Below are 15,727 nucleotides of genomic sequence, written 5' to 3' on the forward strand. Positions count from 1 at the left end.
CTGCTGGAATTGGTCAGCGGCCTGGTGCTGCTGATCATCGGCGCCGAAATCCTGGTGCGCGCCGCCGTGCGCCTGGCCGCGAGCCTCAAGGTGCGACCGCTGATCATCGGCCTGACGATCGTCGCCTTCGGCAGCAGCGCGCCGCAGATGACCGTCAGCCTGCAAGCCACCCTGGCCGGCAACACCGATATCGCCGTGGGCAGTGTGATCGGCAGCAGCATCTTCAACATTCTGGTGACCCTCGGGCTGTCGGCGCTGATCATTCCGCTGCGGGTCTCGCGCCAACTGGTGCGCCTTGATATTCCGGTGATGATCCTGGCCGGGCTGCTGGTGTTCACCCTCGCCGCCAACGAAGAACTCACCCCGCTCGATGGCTTGCTGTTGCTGATTGCCCTGGTCGCCTACCTCGGCGTACTGCATTACCAGACGCGCCATTCCCGCCGCCCACGCACGCTGGACACCGTGGCCCGCGCGCCCTGGCTGAGCAGCGTGTTGCTGATGCTCGGCGGGCTGCTGATCCTGGTGCTGGCCGGCCATTTGCTGTTGGGCGCCGCGGTGGATGTGGCGAGTGACCTGGGCCTGTCGGAACGTGTGATCGGCCTGACTTTGATCGGCGTCGGCACATCGCTGCCATGCCTGGCGACCTCGCTGATTGCCGCCCTGCGCGGCGAGCGGGACATCGCCGTGGGCAACGTGATCGGCAGCAACCTGTTCAACCTGCTGGGCGTATTGGGCCTGACTGCCCTGCTCGCGCCCTCGCCGCTGTCGGTATCGCCCAATGCCCTGGACTTCGACCTGCCGGTGATGCTCGGCGTGGTGGTGCTGTGCCTGCCGGTGTTCTACACCGGCTACCGGGTGACCCGCGCCGAAGGCCTGGTGTTGCTGGGCCTGTACCTGGCGTACGGGCTGCATGTAATGGCGTTCACCACGGGCATGCCCCTGGCCACCAAGCTTGAACAACTGATGCTGTACTACGTCCTGCCAGTGCTGGTGGCTTTTCTGTTGTTCAGCACGCTGCGAGCCTGGCGCCGCCAACACAAGAGGGAATCGCAATGACCGATCAGAAAAAGCCCGGGGTTGAGATGCGTCGCCAGGTCATGGGCGATGTATTCGTCGACCGCGCCCTGGGCAATGCCACCGAGTTCACCCAGCCGCTGCAGGATTTCGTCAACGAGCACGCCTGGGGCAGTGTATGGAACCGGGAAGGGTTACCGCTGAAAACCCGCAGCCTGATCACCCTCGCCACCCTGACCGCACTCAAGTGCCCGCAGGAGCTCAAAGGCCATGTGCGCGGCGCACTGAACAATGGCTGTACCGTGGAGGAGATTCGCGAGGCGCTGCTGCATTGTGCGGTGTATGCCGGTGTGCCGGCGGCGATTGATGCGTTCCGTGCGGCGCAGGACGTGATCGACACCTACCAGAAAGAAGGCTAGATCCAGCCGCCGGCCTGCAACACGAAGATTCCGATATTCGTGGTCACCGCCGCCATCAAGGTGGTGATCACGATAATCGCCGCCGCCAGCTCATGATTACCCTCGGCCGCCCTGGCCATCACAAAACTGGCGGCTGCGGTCGGCGCACCAAAGTACAGGAACAGAATCCCCAACTCTGGCCCGCGAAAGCCCAGCAACCACGCGCCCAAGGTCGCCGCCACCGGCAGCCAGACCATCTTCATCAAACTCGCGCTCAGCGCCCTATTGCCGCTCTTGCGCAACGCTGCCAGGGACAAGGTGCCGCCAATGCAGATCAAGGCCAACGGCAAGGTGGTATCGGCCAGATACTGCATGGATTTTTCCAACCAGCCCGGCAGGCCAATCTGAAAATAAGCGAACGGCGCCGCCACGATCACGCTGATGATCAACGGGTTGGCCACCACACTTTTGCAGATGCTCCACGGATCGGACTTGATCACCGGGCTGTACACCGCCAGCACGATGGTCGACAGCGTGTTGTAGAACAGGATCACCAGCGCCGCGAGAATCGCACCAAGGGAAATCCCATAGTCACCGTACATGCTGGCCGCCAGCGCCAAGCCAATCACGCCGTTGTTGCCGCGAAACGCGCCTTGGGTGTAGATGCCCCGGTCTTCACGCGGGCAACGAAAGATCGCCCAGCCCCAGGCCAGGGCGAAGCTGAGCAAGGTCGCAACCGCAAAGTAGATCAGCAGCCCCGGCTTGAGCGCCGAGTGCAGGTCGGCATGCAAGATGCCGAGGAACAGCAGCGCCGGCATGGTGACGTTGAACACCAGGGACGAGGCCGTGTGGATGAAATTGTCGTTGATCCAGTTGATGCGCTTGAGCAACACCCCCAGGAACAGCATGGCAAACACCGGCGCGGTGATGGTCAGGGTCGTGAGGAAAATTGCCAGCATGCCGGGGAGAACCTTGGTGAGCGTCGTTAGGTGGCTAATGATAAGCCAGTAAGAGCAAGCTCGCATGGACAACACCAATCTAATGTGGGAGCTGGCTTGCCTGCGATAGCGGTGTGTCAGTCGATCTATCTGTTACTGATACACCGTTATCGCAGGCAAGCCAGCTCCCACAGAGTCCGTGTCCACTTCAGGTAATCGGCGCTGGGTTAAACAACGTGATGTCGTTATGCAGCTTGTGATGCTCCGCCCACGTCTGCTTCCTGCCACTGGCTACATCCAGGTAGAAGTGAAACAACTCCCAACCCAGCTCCTCGATGCTCGCCCGCCCAGTCGCAATGCGCCCAGCATCGATATCGATCAAGTCCGGCCAGCGCTGCGCCAGCTCCGTACGCGTCGAGACCTTCACCACCGGCGCCATCGCCAGCCCATACGGCGTGCCACGCCCGGTGGTGAACACATGCAGGTTCATCCCCGCCGCCAGTTGCAAAGTGCCGCATACAAAGTCACTGGCGGGCGTGGCGCAAAAAATCAGGCCCTTGCCCTTGAAACGCTCGCCAGGGCCCAGCACGCCATTGATCGCGCTGCTGCCAGATTTGACGATGGAGCCCAGGGACTTCTCGACAATGTTCGATAACCCGCCCTTCTTGTTGCCGGGCGTGGTGTTGGCGCTGCGATCCGCTTCGCCCTTGGCCAGGTAACGGTCGTACCAGTCCATTTCCCGGACCAGTTCCTGGGCAACTTCCTTGCTTTGCGCGCGAGACGTCAGCAGGTAGATGGCATCGCGGACTTCGGTCACTTCGGAAAACATCACCGTCGCGCCGGCCCGCAACAGCAAATCCGAGGCATAGCCCAGCGCCGGGTTGGCGGTGATGCCGGAAAACGCATCACTGCCGCCACACTGCATGCCCAGGATCAACTCCGAGGCCGGCACGGTTTCCCGGCGGCGTTGGTCGAGTTTCTTCAGGCGCGTCTCGGCCAGTTCCATGATCTGCTCGATCATCTCGGTAAAGCCGTGGCTGGAATCCTGCAACCGATACAGCCAGGGCTCACTCAGGTCGACCGAGCTGTCGTTGTCGTGCATCACCTGCCCGGCCTGCAATTTCTCGCACCCCAGACTGATCACCAGGGCTTCGCCGCCCAGGTTCGGGTTGCGCGCCAGGTTGCGCACGGTGCGGATCGGAATGTAGGCATCGGTGGCGGTGATCGCCACGCCGCAGCCGTAGCTGTGGGTCAGCGCCACCACGTCGTCGACGTGCGGGTACTTGGGCAGCAATTCGTCCTTGATGCGCTTGACCGCATGGTCCAGCACCCCAGTCACGCATTGCACTGTGGTAGTGATGCCCAGGATATTGCGCGTGCCCACCGTGCCATCCGCGTTGCGGTAACCCTCAAAGGTAAACCCTTCCAACGGTGCCTGGGCCTCAGGCACCTCGGTGGACAGCGGCAAGCTGTCCAACGGCGGCGCAGTGGGCATGCGCAGTTGATCTTCCTGCACCCAACTGCCGCGCGGGATCGGTGCCAGGGCGTAACCGATGGTCTGGCCGTAGCGAATAATCTGGCCGCCTTCGGGGATGTCTTCCAGGGTCACCTTGTGGCTCTGGGGGATGAAATCCACGGTCACCAGGCCGTCCGGGAATTCGGTCCCGGCCGGAACGCCCTGGTCATTGACCACGATCACTACGTTGTCGCGTTCGTGCAAACGAATCGAGCGCGGCGAGTCGGCATGTTCAATCAACTGCATCACACGGCCCCTCAGGAATGCGCTTCGGTTAGGTTGGTCAACTCAGGCCCTTTGGTAGGCGGCTCTTTGAGTACTACACGTTTGATCGGGCCGACGATGACCAGGTAGCTGAACACCGCCACCAGCGCATTGGCGCCGACGAACACCAGGGCCCATTTGAACGAACCGGTGGTGCTGATGATGTAGCCAATCACAATAGGGGTAGTGATCGAAGCCAGGTTACCGAAGGTGTTGAACAGGCCACCACTGAGGCCTGCGATTTGTTTCGGCGAGGTGTCAGACACCACCGCCCAACCCAGTGCGCCAACGCCTTTACCGAAGAAGGCCAAGGCCATGAAGCCCACCACCATCCATTCGATATCCACGTAGTTACAGGCCACGATGCTGCTGGAGATCAGCAGGCCACCAATGATCGGCGCTTTACGGGCGAAGGTCAGGGAATGGCCCTTGCGCAGCAGGTAATCGGAAATCACCCCGCCGAGCACGCCGCCGATAAACCCGCAGATCGCTGGCAACGAGGCGATGAAACCGGCCTTGAGGATGGTCATGCCACGGTCCTGCACCAGGTACACCGGGAACCAGGTGAGGAAAAAGTAGGTGATACCGTTGATGCAATACTGGCCCAGGTACACGCCGAGCATCATGCGGTTGGTCAGCAACTGGCGGATGTAATCCCACTTTGGCCCGTCGGTTTTTTTACCCTTGCCTTTGTCCTGATCCATATCGACCATCGCGCCATTGGCGGCGATGTGATTGAACTCAGCTTCGTTGATCAGCGGGTGCTGGCGCGGGCTGTGGATAACTTTCAGCCAGATCAGCGAGAACACGATGCCGATCACACCCATCACGATAAACACGTGCTGCCAGCCGAAGCGGTAGACGATCCAGCCCATCAGCGGTGCAAACAACACCGTGGCGAAGTATTGGGCCGAGTTGAAGATCGCTGAAGCCGTACCGCGCTCAGCCGTAGGAAACCACGCCGCGACAATACGGGCATTTCCGGGAAACGATGGCGCTTCGGCCAAGCCGACCATAAAGCGCAGCATAAACAGCGCAACCACGGCGGTGGAGACACCAAACTCACCGACATAGCCTTGCAGCACAGTGAACAGTGACCAGGTGAAGATGCTCAGGGCATAGACTTTTTTCGAGCCAAACCGGTCCAGCAGCCAGCCGCCGGGGATTTGCCCGGCCACGTAGGCCCAACCGAATGCAGAGAAGATATAACCGAGGGTGACCGCGTCGATGCCGAGGTCTTTTTGCAGGCTGGAGCCCGCGATGGCGATGGTGGCCCGGTCGGCGTAGTTGATCGTGGTCACCAGGAATAGCATGAGCAGGATCAAATAGCGGACGTGGGTCGGCTTGGTCGCTTGCATGTAGAAGTACTCCCACTAATTATTTTTTTTGCGGGTAATCAAGTTGTGCTGTGGGAACCGCTTTATGTGGGAGCTGGCTTGCCTGCGATACAGGCACCGCGCAGTGTCAGGTACACCGCGGCGATGCCATCGCAGGCAAGCCAGCTCCCACAGGAACCGGCGCCCACAAGGTCTTGCGCGTTACGAACCGATGTAGCTGGTCTTCACCACGGTGTAGAACTCTTGCGCATAGCGACCTTGCTCACGCGAACCATAGGATGAGCCCTTACGGCCACCGAATGGAACGTGATAGTCCACACCGGCGGTCGGCAGGTTGACCATCACCATCCCCGCCTGGGAGTGGCGCTTGAAGTGGTTGGCGTACTTGAGCGAGGTGGTGGCAATGCCCGCCGACAAACCGAACTCGGTGTCGTTGGCCATGGCCAGCGCCGCTTCGTAATCCGCCACGCGCACCACGTTGGCCACCGGCCCGAAGATCTCTTCACGGCTGATGCGCATGGCCGCTTCGCTGTCGGCAAACAGCGTTGGCGCCAGGTAGTAACCTTCGGTGTCACAGGTGACCAGGCCGCCACCGCTGACCAACCGCGCACCTTCGCTTTGGCCGATGTCGATGTACTTGAGGTCCTGGTCCAATTGCGCCTGGGAAACCACCGGGCCGATGTCGGTGCCGCTTTTCAAGGCGTGGCCGACTTTGATCGACTTCATGCGTTCGGCCATGGCCGCGACGAATTGGTCATGGATACCGGCGGTGACAATCAAGCGGCTGGAAGCGGTGCAACGCTGGCCGGTGGAGTAGAACGCGCTCTGGACCGACAGCTCGACGGCCTGCTTGAGGTCGGCGTCGTCGAGGATGATCTGTGGATTCTTGCCGCCCATTTCCAACTGCACTTTGGCCTGGCGCGACACGCAGCTGACAGCGATCTGACGACCGACACCCACAGAACCGGTGAAGCTGATGCCATCGACTTTCGGGCTATTGACCAGCACGTCGCCGACCACGCGGCCGCTGCCCATCACCAGGTTGAACACACCCGCCGGGAAACCGGCACGGGAGATGATTTCGGCCAGGGCCCAGGCACAGCCCGGCACCAGCTCGGCGGGCTTGATCACCACGCAGTTGCCGTAGGCCAGGGCCGGGGCGATTTTCCAGGCGGGGATGGCGATCGGGAAGTTCCACGGCGTGATCAGGCCGACCACACCCAAAGCTTCACGGGTGACTTCGACGTTCACGCCCGGTCGAACCGACGGCACGTAGTCGCCAGACAGGCGCAGGCATTCACCCGCAAAGAACTTGAAGATGTTACCGGCGCGGGTCACTTCACCGATGGCTTCAGGCAGGGTCTTGCCCTCTTCACGGGCCAGTAGAGTGCCGAGTTCTTCGCGGCGGGCGAGGATTTCGCTGCCGACTTTATCCAAAGAATCATGGCGAGCCTGGATCCCGGAAGTGGACCAGGCCGGGAATGCCGCGCGGGCTGCATCGATGGCGGCGTTGACCTGGGCAACATCCGCCTTGGCGTATTCGCCAATGACATCGGACAACTCCGACGGGTTGAGGTTGACGCAGTAGTCGGCACCGGCCACCCACTGGCCATTGATGTAGTTGTCAAAACGTTGGGCTTGGGACACTAATCTTCTCCTGACGCAAAAGGCCGCTGATCTCTCAGCGGCCTTGTTGATAAGTTATTGCGCGCCTTGCTTGTCGATCAGCGCGGCCAGGGCTTCATATTCTTCCGGCAACAGGTCGGTCAGCGGCGTGCGCACCGGGCCTGCGTCGTAGCCGGCGATTTTTGCACCGGCCTTGACGATGCTCACGGCATACCCGGCCTTGCGGTTGCGGATGTCCAGGTAAGGCAGGAAGAAGTCGTCGATGATCTTGGAAACGGTGGCGTGATCGTCCTTGGCAATCGCGTGGTAGAAGTCCATCGCGGTTTTCGGGATGAAGTTGAACACCGCCGAGGAGTACACCGGAACCCCCAGGGCCTTGTAGGCAGCGGCATAAACCTCTGCAGTCGGCAGGCCGCCGAGGTAGCTGAAACGATCACCGAGGCGGCGACGGATCGACACCATCAACTCGATATCGCCCAGGCCATCCTTGTAGCCGATCAGGTTCGGGCAGCGCTCGGCCAGGCGTTCCAGCAGCGGCGCGGTCAGGCGGCAGACGTTACGGTTGTAGACCACCACACCGATCTTGACCGATTTGCACACGGCTTCAACGTGGGCGGCAACGCCGTCCTGGCTGGCTTCGGTGAGGTAGTGCGGCAGCAGCAGCAGGCCTTTGGCGCCGAGGCGCTCGGCTTCCTGGGCGTATTCGATGGCCTGGCGGGTCGAACCGCCGACACCGGCCAGGATCGGCACGCTGGTGGCGCAGGTATCAACGGCGGTTTTCACCACTTGGGAATATTCGCTGGCGGCGAGGGAGAAAAACTCACCGGTGCCGCCGGCCGCGAACAAGGCGGTGGCGCCGTATGGGGCCAGCCATTCCAGGCGCTTGATGTAGCCCGCCTGGTGGAAGTCACCCTGGGCGTTGAAATCGGTCACCGGGAAAGACAGCAGACCGTGGGAAAGGATGGACTTCAGTTCTTGTGGATTCATTATTCGAACACCCTGGGCGAAGACTTTCTGTCGAAAGGTTGTTGTTGGTTTTGGTGATGTCGTACGTCATCGTACAACTATAAAAAGATTCGTCAACTGCAATTCATCAGACTTCATTGTGGGCGCTGTGGATGTACGCCTGCTTGACGTAGGAATTTTTTCCTCTATGCTCGACTTAACTGTATATACATACAGTTATTACGGAAGATTCCTACGGCATAGCAAGGAGCTAACATGTCAGGTCTTGAACTCGCGGCACCCGAAAAAAACCCTCCGACTCTGCGCTTCGAAGGCGGTGAACACACTGCCATCGGCGATGAAACCCTGTTGCGCTTCGCCAAGGACGCCCCGGCAATTCCCGCACATCAAGTCGAGCTGCACCTGCCCAACGGGCTGGCGCTGACCTATGGTCAGGTAATCGCCCTGGGCGGCGACTTCTATGGCATTCCCGGCCAACCGATCAGCGATGGCGCCTCCCCTGCCGACCGCATTCAACGCTTCACTGCCGCCTTCAACAGCCTGGCAGTACTGCCTGCCTCCCGGGAGGAAGCGCACAAGATCCTCGCGGTGATGCAAAAGGAGATCACTGCGGTCAAGCAGGCGATCAAGGACGGCAAACAAGCCCATGAAGCCTACGACGCCTTGGGTGATACGTTGTCCGAGGAATGGAACCGCATCACTGGCGGCGGCAGCGCAGTTTCGGCGCTGATTCCATTAGGACGTTATCTGAAACTGGCGGCGGACAATGCCGACCATTTCGGTGAATGGGCGCTGTCAGCCTACCTGGCGGGGCACACGGCAGCACTGCAACAAGCCGTCGTGGCGCACCAGACCGGCACCGACCAGGCGCTGGAACTGGCGTATGCCATGAACAGTTTTGCTGATCACTTTTTGACAGATCTGTTCTCGGCCGGCCATTTGCGTGTACCGCGCAAACAACTCGCCGCCGTGGTGACACCCGGTGAGCTTGGCTCGCTGATCAGCCGCTTCATGCACGACGAAGACAGTAAGTTCGGGCTCAAGGTGCGCAATGCCATGGGCGATCAATGGCACGCCTATGGGGATAAGCGCTACTTCGACGCGATTGATGCGGACAATCGGGTGCAGGTCAAACGTGCCGTGCAGGCTTCGGCGGATGAAATTTTCGAAACCTTCATCAGCGGAGTCGCGCCGTCCCCGGCCAATTTCAAGGCGCCGTTGTATGTGCCGGACCTGAATGCGGCGCAGAACCCGGCGAATAATTTTTCGCCGCTGTTCAAGACGGAGGGAGACAAGGTGCTGCGTCGCAAGGATGTGAATGACCTGAACGACAAGCACTGGACGAATGATTGGTGGGGGTGGAGTACGTATTTGTTGTTGAAGGACTACAAGCCGAATACGCCGAAGTCTTGAGTTGAGTTTGCCACAGGCGAATTCGATACCGCTCGTCAGAACTGTGAATTCTGACAGTATCGACACTTCAATAGCCCTCTTAACGTGGATGTGCCCGCACTGGACGTGCGGGCACTCACCCAATCGTCTTCTTGCTCAATGAGGCCTAATCATGGCGACTAAAATCCAAGCTAAATTTAAAAGCCCCAAGAAAAACAGCACCTCAAACGTCGACATTAGCGAACTGCCCATCAAAGGTGACTATATCAACCAAGATGGGCATCTTTTTGTCGTTGTGAAGAAAACGTTCTACTCGGAGAACGATGTCTTCACTGGCGTTGAATTCGAGCTGGCTGAAGCCTGACAGGACTCTCTAAATTCGCTGCGCCTGCGCCTCTTCATGGGCATGGCGCAGCCGCTCCCGGCTATTGGTCAGATGCAACCGCATCGCTGCCCGCGCCGCGTCCGAATCCTGACGTGCAATCGCTTCGTAAATCTCTTCATGCTCACGACTCAAGCGCCCCATGTAGTGCTGCTGGTCATCATGGGCCAGGCGCGCCGAATTCAGGCGGGTGCGCGGAATGATGCTGGTGCCCAGGTGCGTCATGATGTCGGTGAAGTAGCGGTTGCCGGTGGACAGGGCAATTTCCAGGTGGAATGCAAAGTCGGAGGCCACCGCATCGCCGGCGTGTGCCGCGCTTTCATTCAGGGCATCGAGCGCCGCGCGCATGGCGGCCAGTTGCTCGTCGCTGCGGCGCAATGCGGCCAGACCTGCGGACTCCACTTCCAGGCTGATCCGCAACTCCAGGATCGCCAGCACATCACGCAGGGTCACCACGGTGGCCGGATCGATGCGGAAACCGCTCGGGCTCGGCGTATCCAGCACAAAGGTGCCGATGCCATGCCGGGTTTCGACCTGCCCCGCCGCCTGCAAGCGTGAAATGGCTTCACGCACCACCGTGCGACTGACCCCATGGGCCTCCATGATCGCCGACTCGGTGGGCAACTTGTCGCCCCGCTTGAGCTGGCCATCGCGGATCTGCTCGGACAACACCGTGACCAATTCCTGGGCAAGGCTGCGGCGCTTGCGGGGAAGACGAGGGGCGGTGTTGGCGTTTTCCATGATGGATCATCTTTCTCGGTGAGCTTGAGCACGCATCATAGCCCATGGTGGTTGTACGATCACCGTCCAGGCGCGACTTTCATCCTTATCCTTCGCGCAAAAAAATACCCCGACACAGGTCGAGGCATTTTCTCAGCGCATCCCGAGAGGGGCGCGCGTTATTTCACCACTTTCAGGCTCGGCCGGCCGCTGGGGCGCGGTGGCTCGGAATCCGGTGGCGGCAGGTCATCGCCCTCTTCGTTTTCGATCGTTTCGTCATCCTCGAAAGGCGACTCCAGATCGAACACCATGCCTTGGCCGTTCTCCCGGGCATAGATGCCGAGGATGGCGCCAATCGGCACGAACAGCGTATGCGGCACGCCGCCGAAACGCCCTTCGAAGCTTACGGCTTCGTTGTCCATGTGCAGGTGGCGCACGGCACTCGGCGATACGTTCAACACAATCTGCCCATCACTGGCAAAACCATCCGGCACCTGAACCGCAGGAAATTCGGAATTGACCAGCATGTGCGGGGTGCAATCGTTGTCCACAATCCACTCATAGAGCGCGCGGACCAAGTAGGGTCGACTGGAGTTCATCAGCGGCTCCTTAAGCCTTAGCGCATATCGCGTTCGACACCAGACAGACTCGCCTGGAAAGCCTCACGCGCAAACTGGCGCTCCATGTAATCAAGCAGCGGCTTGGCAGGCCGCGGCAGTTCAATACCGAGAATCGGCAAACGCCAGAGTATCGGTAATAGGCAGCAATCCACCAAGCTTTGTTCCTCACTGAGGAAAAAAGGCTTATCGGCGAACAACGGCGAAACGCCGGTCAGGCTCTCGCGCAATTCCTTACGCGCCTGTACCCGAACGGCTTCTTTTGTACGCGAATCCAGAATCACATCCACCAGCCCGCACCAGTCACGCTGGATCCGATGGATCAGCAGGCGGCTGTTGGCACGCGCCACCGGGTACACCGGCAGCAAAGGCGGATGCGGGTAACGCTCATCCAGGTATTCCATCACCACGGTCGACTCCCACAACGCCAGGTCACGATCGACCAGGGTGGGCAAGCTGCCGTAAGGGTTCACTTCGATCAGTTTCGGTGGGTGACGACCCGCCTCCACACTGATGATCTCGGCGCTGACACCCTTCTCTGCGAGCACGATGCGCACTCGGTGGGAATAGTGGTCGGCGGGGTCGGAGTAACAGGCCAACCGATTGGTCACGCCCATGGCGGTCCTCCTCGCTTGTTGAAATTATCGAAAGCTCAAAAACGAGCGCGCCCAGAGAGCATCCCTGTAACAACCGGTTAAACCAGGTCGCTACGTATTCAGAGATGCCGCTGGGCGCGCAAGATTAACAGCAATTGCTTACGGTTGGATCAATGCACATCCTTCCAGTATTCGCGTTTGAGCAGGTAGGCAAATACGAAGAAGAAGGCCAGGTACAGCAGCACATAGGTACCAATGCGCTGATGCTCCAGTTTGACCGGGTTGGCCGAGTAGGCCAGGAAGGTCACGAGGTTCTTGACCTTCTCGTCGAACTGCTCGTCTGTCAACGAACCTGGGGTTTCTATCTTCAGTTGATCGCACGCTTCATGAGTCAACGGCGTGCCGGTCAACGGATCGTATTGCTTCTTGCCGTCTTCAACGACCTGGATCTGCTTGCATCCTACCACTTGCTTGCCTTGCAGGCCGACCAGAACGTTAGGCATGCCGACGTTCGGGAACACACGGTTGTTCACGCCATACGGACGCGCCGGGTCTTCGTAGAAGGATTTCAGGTAGCCGTAGAGCCAGTCGGTGCCGCGTACACGGGCGACCAGGGTCAAGTCTGGCGGCGCTGCGCCGAACCAGGTCTTGGCGTCCGCCGGCTTCATGCCGATGGTCATGTGGTCGCCGATCTTGGCGCCAGTGAACACCAGTTTTTCCAGCATCATTTCATGGGGGATACCGAGGTCATCGGCCACCCGCTCGTAACGCTGGAACTTGGCGCTGTGACAGCCCATGCAGTAGTTGGCGAAGGTGCGTGCGCCGTCCTGCATGGCAGCCTTGTCCGACACGTCGATATCGACTTTTTCCAGTTCCGGTCCGCCGTGCTCGGCAGCGAAGGACAGTAGCGGCAGGGCCGCAAGCATCAATGCAACGAATAACTTTTTCATCAGCCAGTCACCCTTTCCGGAACCGGTTTGGTCTTCTCGAGCCGGGTGTAGAACGGCATCAGAATGAAGTAGGCGAAGTACAGGAAGGTGCAGACCTGCGACAGCAACGTACGCTCTGGGGTCGGCGCCAATACACCGAGTACGCCCAGGATCACGAAGGAGATGCAGAACACCCACAGCCAGATCTTGCTCAGCCAGCCCTTGTAGCGCATGGACTTGACCGGGCTTCGGTCGAGCCAAGGCAACACGAACAGCACTGCAATGGCCGCGCCCATGGCGATCACGCCCATGAGCTTGTCGGGGATCGCCCGCAAGATCGCGTAGAACGGCGTGAAGTACCAGACCGGGGCAATGTGCTCAGGGGTCTTGAAGGCGTTGGCCTGTTCGAAGTTGGGTTTCTCCAGGAAATAACCGCCCATCTCCGGGAAAAAGAACACGATCGAGCAGAACACGAACAAGAACACCACCACGCCGACAATGTCTTTCACGGTGTAGTAAGGGTGGAACGGAATGCCATCCAGCGGGATGCCGTTTTCGTCCTTGTGCTTCTTGATGTCCACGCCATCCGGGTTGTTGGAACCCACTTCGTGCAGCGCCAGGATGTGCAGTACCACCAGGCCCAGGATCACGATCGGCAAGGCCACCACGTGCAGGGCGAAGAAGCGGTTCAGGGTGATGCCCGAGATCAGGTAGTCACCCCGGATCCACTGGGTCAGGTCGTTGCCGATCACCGGAATCGCACCGAACAGCGAGATGATCACCTGGGCGCCCCAGTACGACATCTGGCCCCACGGCAGCAGGTAACCCATGAAGGCTTCGGCCATCAGCGCCAGGTAGATCAGCATGCCGAACACCCACACCAGCTCGCGGGGCTTCTGGTACGAGCCGTAGAGCAGGCCACGGAACATGTGCAGGTAGACGACGATAAAGAACGCTGACGCGCCGGTGGAGTGCAGCAAGCGCAGGATCGAGCCGTACTCGACGTCACGCATGATGTACTCGACGGAGGCGAATGCCTCTTCCGCCGACGGGGTGTAGCTCATCGTCAGCCAAACGCCGGTGACGATCTGGTTGACCAGCACCAGCAATGCCAGGGAGCCAAAGAAGTAGAAGAAGTTGAAGTTTTTTGGCGCGTAATATTTGCTGAGATGGTCTTCCCACATTTTAGTGGCGGGGAAACGCGCATCCACCCAATCCATGAACTTGCTCATCACGCGTTCTCCTTATCGAGGCCAATGACAATGAGGTCGTCAGTTTCGTAGGTGTGCGGAGGAACCGGCAGGTTCAAAGGAGCAGGCTGGGACTTGTAGACGCGGCCAGCAAGGTCGTAGTGGGAGCCGTGGCATGGGCAGAAATAGCCGCCGACCCAATCCTTGCCCAGATCGACTGGAGCCACCTCCGGGCGGAAGGTAGGCGAGCAACCCAAGTGGGTACACAGACCGACCAGCAGCAGGATCTCTGGCTTGATCGAACGCACTTCGTTCTTGGCGTAGGCGGGTTGGTCGGACTTCTCGGATTTAGGGTCAGACAGCTGGCCTTCGATCTTTTTGAGATTCCCCAGGATTTCCTCGGTACGACGAACAATGAAGACCGGCTGGCCGCGCCATTCAGCAATCATCTGCTGCCCTGGCTCGATCTTGCTGATATTCACCTTCACCGGTGCACCTGCGGCTTTCGCCTTGGCACTGGGAAACCATGACCCCACGAACGGGACCGCAGCCCCCACCGCTCCTGCAGCACCCACCACGGATGTGGCTGCTACCAAGAAGCGACGCCGGCCTGCATTCACGCCGTCATTGCTCATTCAGTCCTCTCCCATCAGCTTTTTGGCCTGTTAAATCAGGCGTCTACTAAGTGTTGAATCTTTACTTATAAAAATTTTGCCGAATGGTAATGAAAAGCCCCACGTCTGACAAGGGAATTGCCGGGAGCTCAGCCTCCAGGCCTTGTAGTATAGGGGGTCTACGGATGTGGCAAGTTGTCACGGCGATTTTTATGCATAAATCGCAGGCAATAAAAAACGCCCAGCTCCGTGAGGAGGCTGGGCGTTTTTGTGGAACGTAAAGCGAATTAACGCTTCGAGTACTGCGGACGCTTACGCGCTTTACGCAGACCGACTTTCTTACGTTCAACTTCACGAGCATCGCGAGTCACGAAGCCAGCTTTGCGCAGAGCGCCACGCAGGGTTTCGTCGTACTGCATCAGAGCGCGAGTGATACCGTGGCGGATTGCGCCAGCTTGACCACTTACACCGCCACCGATAACGGTGACGTAGATGTCGAACTTTTCAACGGTCTCGGTCAGTTCCAGCGGCTGACGAACTACCATGCGGGCAGTTTCGCGGCCGAAGAAGTTGTCCAGGGAGCGGTTGTTGATCGAGATGTTACCAGTACCCGGACGCAGGAAAACGCGAGCGGTTGCGGTTTTGCGACGGCCAGTGCCGTAATTTTGAGTCGCCGACATAATGAACTATTCCGTTAAAACTTCAGTTCTTGGGGCTGCTGAGCAGCATGAGGGTGTACAGCGCCCGCATAGACTTTCAGCTTGCGAAACATATCGCGACCCAGTGGGCCCTTAGGCAGCATGCCTTTGACCGCGATTTCGATCGGGGCTTCAGGCTTCTTGGCAATCAGGCCTTCGAAGTTGGAAGACTTGATACCGCCTGGGAAACCGGAGTGACGGTAGTACATTTTGTCGCTTGCTTTGTTGCCGGTTACACGAACCTGCTCAGCGTTGATGATGACAATGTAGTCACCAGTGTCAACGTGAGGGGTGTACTCAGGCTTGTGCTTGCCACGCAGACGGCTGGCGACTTCAGTGGCCAGACGACCCAGGGTCTGACCAGCGGCGTCGACGACAAACCAGTCGCGCTGAACTGTTTCCGGTTTTGCAGTAAAAGTTGTCATTCTTTAATAGCCTCAGGGGCCGCCCTGTAAATTAGACGGCGGATCTTACTGAATAGTGCGTACTTTGACAAGTCAAAGGCAGCCGGATACAGACGCTATCGGGGG

Annotated in this window: 17 protein-coding genes; 4 read left to right on the plus strand and 13 right to left on the minus strand. The window is 59.3% G+C overall.

The genetic code is table 11. The annotated features are described in order from the left end of the window. Together ACP7BX_RS05315 and ACP7BX_RS05320 are read left to right on the plus strand one after the other, a co-directional pair. A complete protein-coding gene (locus tag ACP7BX_RS05315; RefSeq protein ID WP_314528969.1) occupies positions 1-1,056 on the plus strand; it encodes a calcium/sodium antiporter in 1,056 nt (351 codons plus the stop codon). Beyond that, positions 1,053-1,433 carry a carboxymuconolactone decarboxylase family protein gene (locus ACP7BX_RS05320; protein WP_426128159.1) on the plus strand — a complete coding sequence of 127 codons (381 nt, stop codon included), beginning with the start codon at positions 1,053-1,055 and terminating at the stop codon, positions 1,431-1,433. The genes ACP7BX_RS05315 and ACP7BX_RS05320 overlap by 4 nt, the downstream gene beginning before the upstream one ends. Here ACP7BX_RS05320 and ACP7BX_RS05325 read toward each other — a convergent pair. The 5 genes from ACP7BX_RS05325 to kdgD form a co-directional block, all read right to left on the minus strand. Next, on the minus strand, positions 1,430-2,371 hold the full coding sequence (locus ACP7BX_RS05325; protein ID WP_033899317.1) for an AEC family transporter: 942 nt from the start codon (positions 2,369-2,371) through the stop codon (positions 1,430-1,432). The two genes, ACP7BX_RS05320 and ACP7BX_RS05325, sit on opposite strands and share 4 nt — an antisense overlap. Before the next feature lie 187 nt (positions 2,372-2,558). After that, on the minus strand, positions 2,559-4,112 hold the full coding sequence (garD, locus tag ACP7BX_RS05330; protein ID WP_133074657.1) for a galactarate dehydratase: 1,554 nt from the start codon (positions 4,110-4,112) through the stop codon (positions 2,559-2,561). Positions 4,113-4,123: 11 nt separating this feature from the next. Then, positions 4,124-5,488: an MFS transporter gene (locus ACP7BX_RS05335; protein WP_033899310.1), complete on the minus strand. Its 1,365-nt coding sequence runs from the start codon at positions 5,486-5,488 to the stop codon at positions 4,124-4,126. A 180-nt stretch (positions 5,489-5,668) separates the two neighbouring features. Beyond that, entirely contained in the window at positions 5,669-7,114 is a 1,446-nt protein-coding gene (locus ACP7BX_RS05340) for an aldehyde dehydrogenase family protein (protein WP_426128156.1), read from the minus strand. Between the two features lie 54 nt (positions 7,115-7,168). Beyond that, the gene (gene kdgD / locus ACP7BX_RS05345; protein ID WP_016976228.1) at positions 7,169-8,080 is read right to left on the minus strand and encodes a 5-dehydro-4-deoxyglucarate dehydratase; all 912 of its coding nucleotides are present in this window, start codon (positions 8,078-8,080) and stop codon (positions 7,169-7,171) included. Positions 8,081-8,314: 234 nt separating this feature from the next. On the opposite strand from kdgD, the gene ACP7BX_RS05350 reads away from it, so the two are divergent. Next, entirely contained in the window at positions 8,315-9,472 is a 1,158-nt protein-coding gene (locus ACP7BX_RS05350) for a phospholipase (RefSeq protein ID WP_426128154.1), read from the plus strand. A gap of 151 nt (positions 9,473-9,623) precedes the next feature. Next, positions 9,624-9,815, plus strand: a complete 192-nt coding sequence (locus tag ACP7BX_RS05355; protein WP_178952014.1) for a hypothetical protein — start codon at positions 9,624-9,626, stop codon at positions 9,813-9,815. 9 nt (positions 9,816-9,824) lie between these two features. Here the strand turns inward: ACP7BX_RS05355 and ACP7BX_RS05360 are convergent, their stop codons facing one another. The 8 genes from ACP7BX_RS05360 to rplM all read right to left on the minus strand — a co-directional run bounded on the left by ACP7BX_RS05360 (position 9,825) and on the right by rplM (position 15,622). Then, positions 9,825-10,574, minus strand: coding sequence for a FadR/GntR family transcriptional regulator (locus tag ACP7BX_RS05360; RefSeq protein ID WP_178952016.1), 750 nt, complete (start codon positions 10,572-10,574; stop codon positions 9,825-9,827). 158 nt (positions 10,575-10,732) lie between these two features. Beyond that, positions 10,733-11,152 (minus strand): ClpXP protease specificity-enhancing factor, encoded by a 420-nt coding sequence (locus ACP7BX_RS05365; RefSeq protein ID WP_426128152.1) that lies wholly within the window; start codon positions 11,150-11,152, stop codon positions 10,733-10,735. Positions 11,153-11,169: 17 nt separating this feature from the next. Beyond that, entirely contained in the window at positions 11,170-11,787 is a 618-nt protein-coding gene (locus ACP7BX_RS05370; RefSeq protein ID WP_033899297.1) for a glutathione S-transferase N-terminal domain-containing protein, read from the minus strand. A 149-nt stretch (positions 11,788-11,936) separates the two neighbouring features. Then, positions 11,937-12,716: a cytochrome c1 gene (locus tag ACP7BX_RS05375; protein ID WP_010213166.1), complete on the minus strand. Its 780-nt coding sequence runs from the start codon at positions 12,714-12,716 to the stop codon at positions 11,937-11,939. Then, positions 12,716-13,927 (minus strand): cytochrome b, encoded by a 1,212-nt coding sequence (locus ACP7BX_RS05380; RefSeq protein WP_003188526.1) that lies wholly within the window; start codon positions 13,925-13,927, stop codon positions 12,716-12,718. The genes ACP7BX_RS05375 and ACP7BX_RS05380 overlap by 1 nt, the downstream gene beginning before the upstream one ends. Beyond that, positions 13,927-14,520, minus strand: a complete 594-nt coding sequence (gene petA / locus ACP7BX_RS05385; protein ID WP_016976232.1) for a ubiquinol-cytochrome c reductase iron-sulfur subunit — start codon at positions 14,518-14,520, stop codon at positions 13,927-13,929. Before petA ends, ACP7BX_RS05380 begins: the two co-directional genes overlap by 1 nt. Positions 14,521-14,786: 266 nt before the next feature. Beyond that, entirely contained in the window at positions 14,787-15,179 is a 393-nt protein-coding gene (gene rpsI, locus ACP7BX_RS05390) for a 30S ribosomal protein S9 (RefSeq protein ID WP_002555064.1), read from the minus strand. A gap of 14 nt (positions 15,180-15,193) precedes the next feature. Next, positions 15,194-15,622, minus strand: a complete 429-nt coding sequence (gene rplM, locus ACP7BX_RS05395) for a 50S ribosomal protein L13 (RefSeq protein ID WP_003188508.1) — start codon at positions 15,620-15,622, stop codon at positions 15,194-15,196. Positions 15,623-15,727 lie beyond the last annotated feature (105 nt).

The sequence above is a fragment of the Pseudomonas sp. DWP3-1-3b3 genome, from assembly GCF_049896305.1.
GTDB classification, from domain to species: Bacteria; Pseudomonadota; Gammaproteobacteria; order Pseudomonadales; family Pseudomonadaceae; genus Aquipseudomonas; species Aquipseudomonas azotoformans_A.

Bases quoted from the DNA above. Each gene is read 5' to 3' on its own strand.
- ACP7BX_RS05320 (WP_426128159.1), top strand. From the start codon at position 1,053: ATGACCGATCAGAAAAAGCCCGGGGTTGAGATGCGTCGCCAGGTCATG.
- ACP7BX_RS05325 (WP_033899317.1), bottom strand. From the start codon at position 2,371: ATGCTGGCAATTTTCCTCACGACCCTGACCATCACCGCGCCGGTGTTT.
- garD (WP_133074657.1), bottom strand. From the start codon at position 4,112: ATGCAGTTGATTGAACATGCCGACTCGCCGCGCTCGATTCGTTTGCAC.
- ACP7BX_RS05335 (WP_033899310.1), bottom strand. From the start codon at position 5,488: ATGCAAGCGACCAAGCCGACCCACGTCCGCTATTTGATCCTGCTCATG.
- kdgD (WP_016976228.1), bottom strand. From the start codon at position 8,080: ATGAATCCACAAGAACTGAAGTCCATCCTTTCCCACGGTCTGCTGTCT.
- ACP7BX_RS05350 (WP_426128154.1), top strand. From the start codon at position 8,315: ATGTCAGGTCTTGAACTCGCGGCACCCGAAAAAAACCCTCCGACTCTG.
- ACP7BX_RS05355 (WP_178952014.1), top strand. From the start codon at position 9,624: ATGGCGACTAAAATCCAAGCTAAATTTAAAAGCCCCAAGAAAAACAGC.
- ACP7BX_RS05360 (WP_178952016.1), bottom strand. From the start codon at position 10,574: ATGGAAAACGCCAACACCGCCCCTCGTCTTCCCCGCAAGCGCCGCAGC.
- ACP7BX_RS05365 (WP_426128152.1), bottom strand. From the start codon at position 11,152: ATGAACTCCAGTCGACCCTACTTGGTCCGCGCGCTCTATGAGTGGATT.
- ACP7BX_RS05370 (WP_033899297.1), bottom strand. From the start codon at position 11,787: ATGGGCGTGACCAATCGGTTGGCCTGTTACTCCGACCCCGCCGACCAC.
- ACP7BX_RS05375 (WP_010213166.1), bottom strand. From the start codon at position 12,716: ATGAAAAAGTTATTCGTTGCATTGATGCTTGCGGCCCTGCCGCTACTG.
- ACP7BX_RS05380 (WP_003188526.1), bottom strand. From the start codon at position 13,927: ATGAGCAAGTTCATGGATTGGGTGGATGCGCGTTTCCCCGCCACTAAA.
- petA (WP_016976232.1), bottom strand. From the start codon at position 14,520: ATGAGCAATGACGGCGTGAATGCAGGCCGGCGTCGCTTCTTGGTAGCA.
- rpsI (WP_002555064.1), bottom strand. From the start codon at position 15,179: ATGTCGGCGACTCAAAATTACGGCACTGGCCGTCGCAAAACCGCAACC.
- rplM (WP_003188508.1), bottom strand. From the start codon at position 15,622: ATGACAACTTTTACTGCAAAACCGGAAACAGTTCAGCGCGACTGGTTT.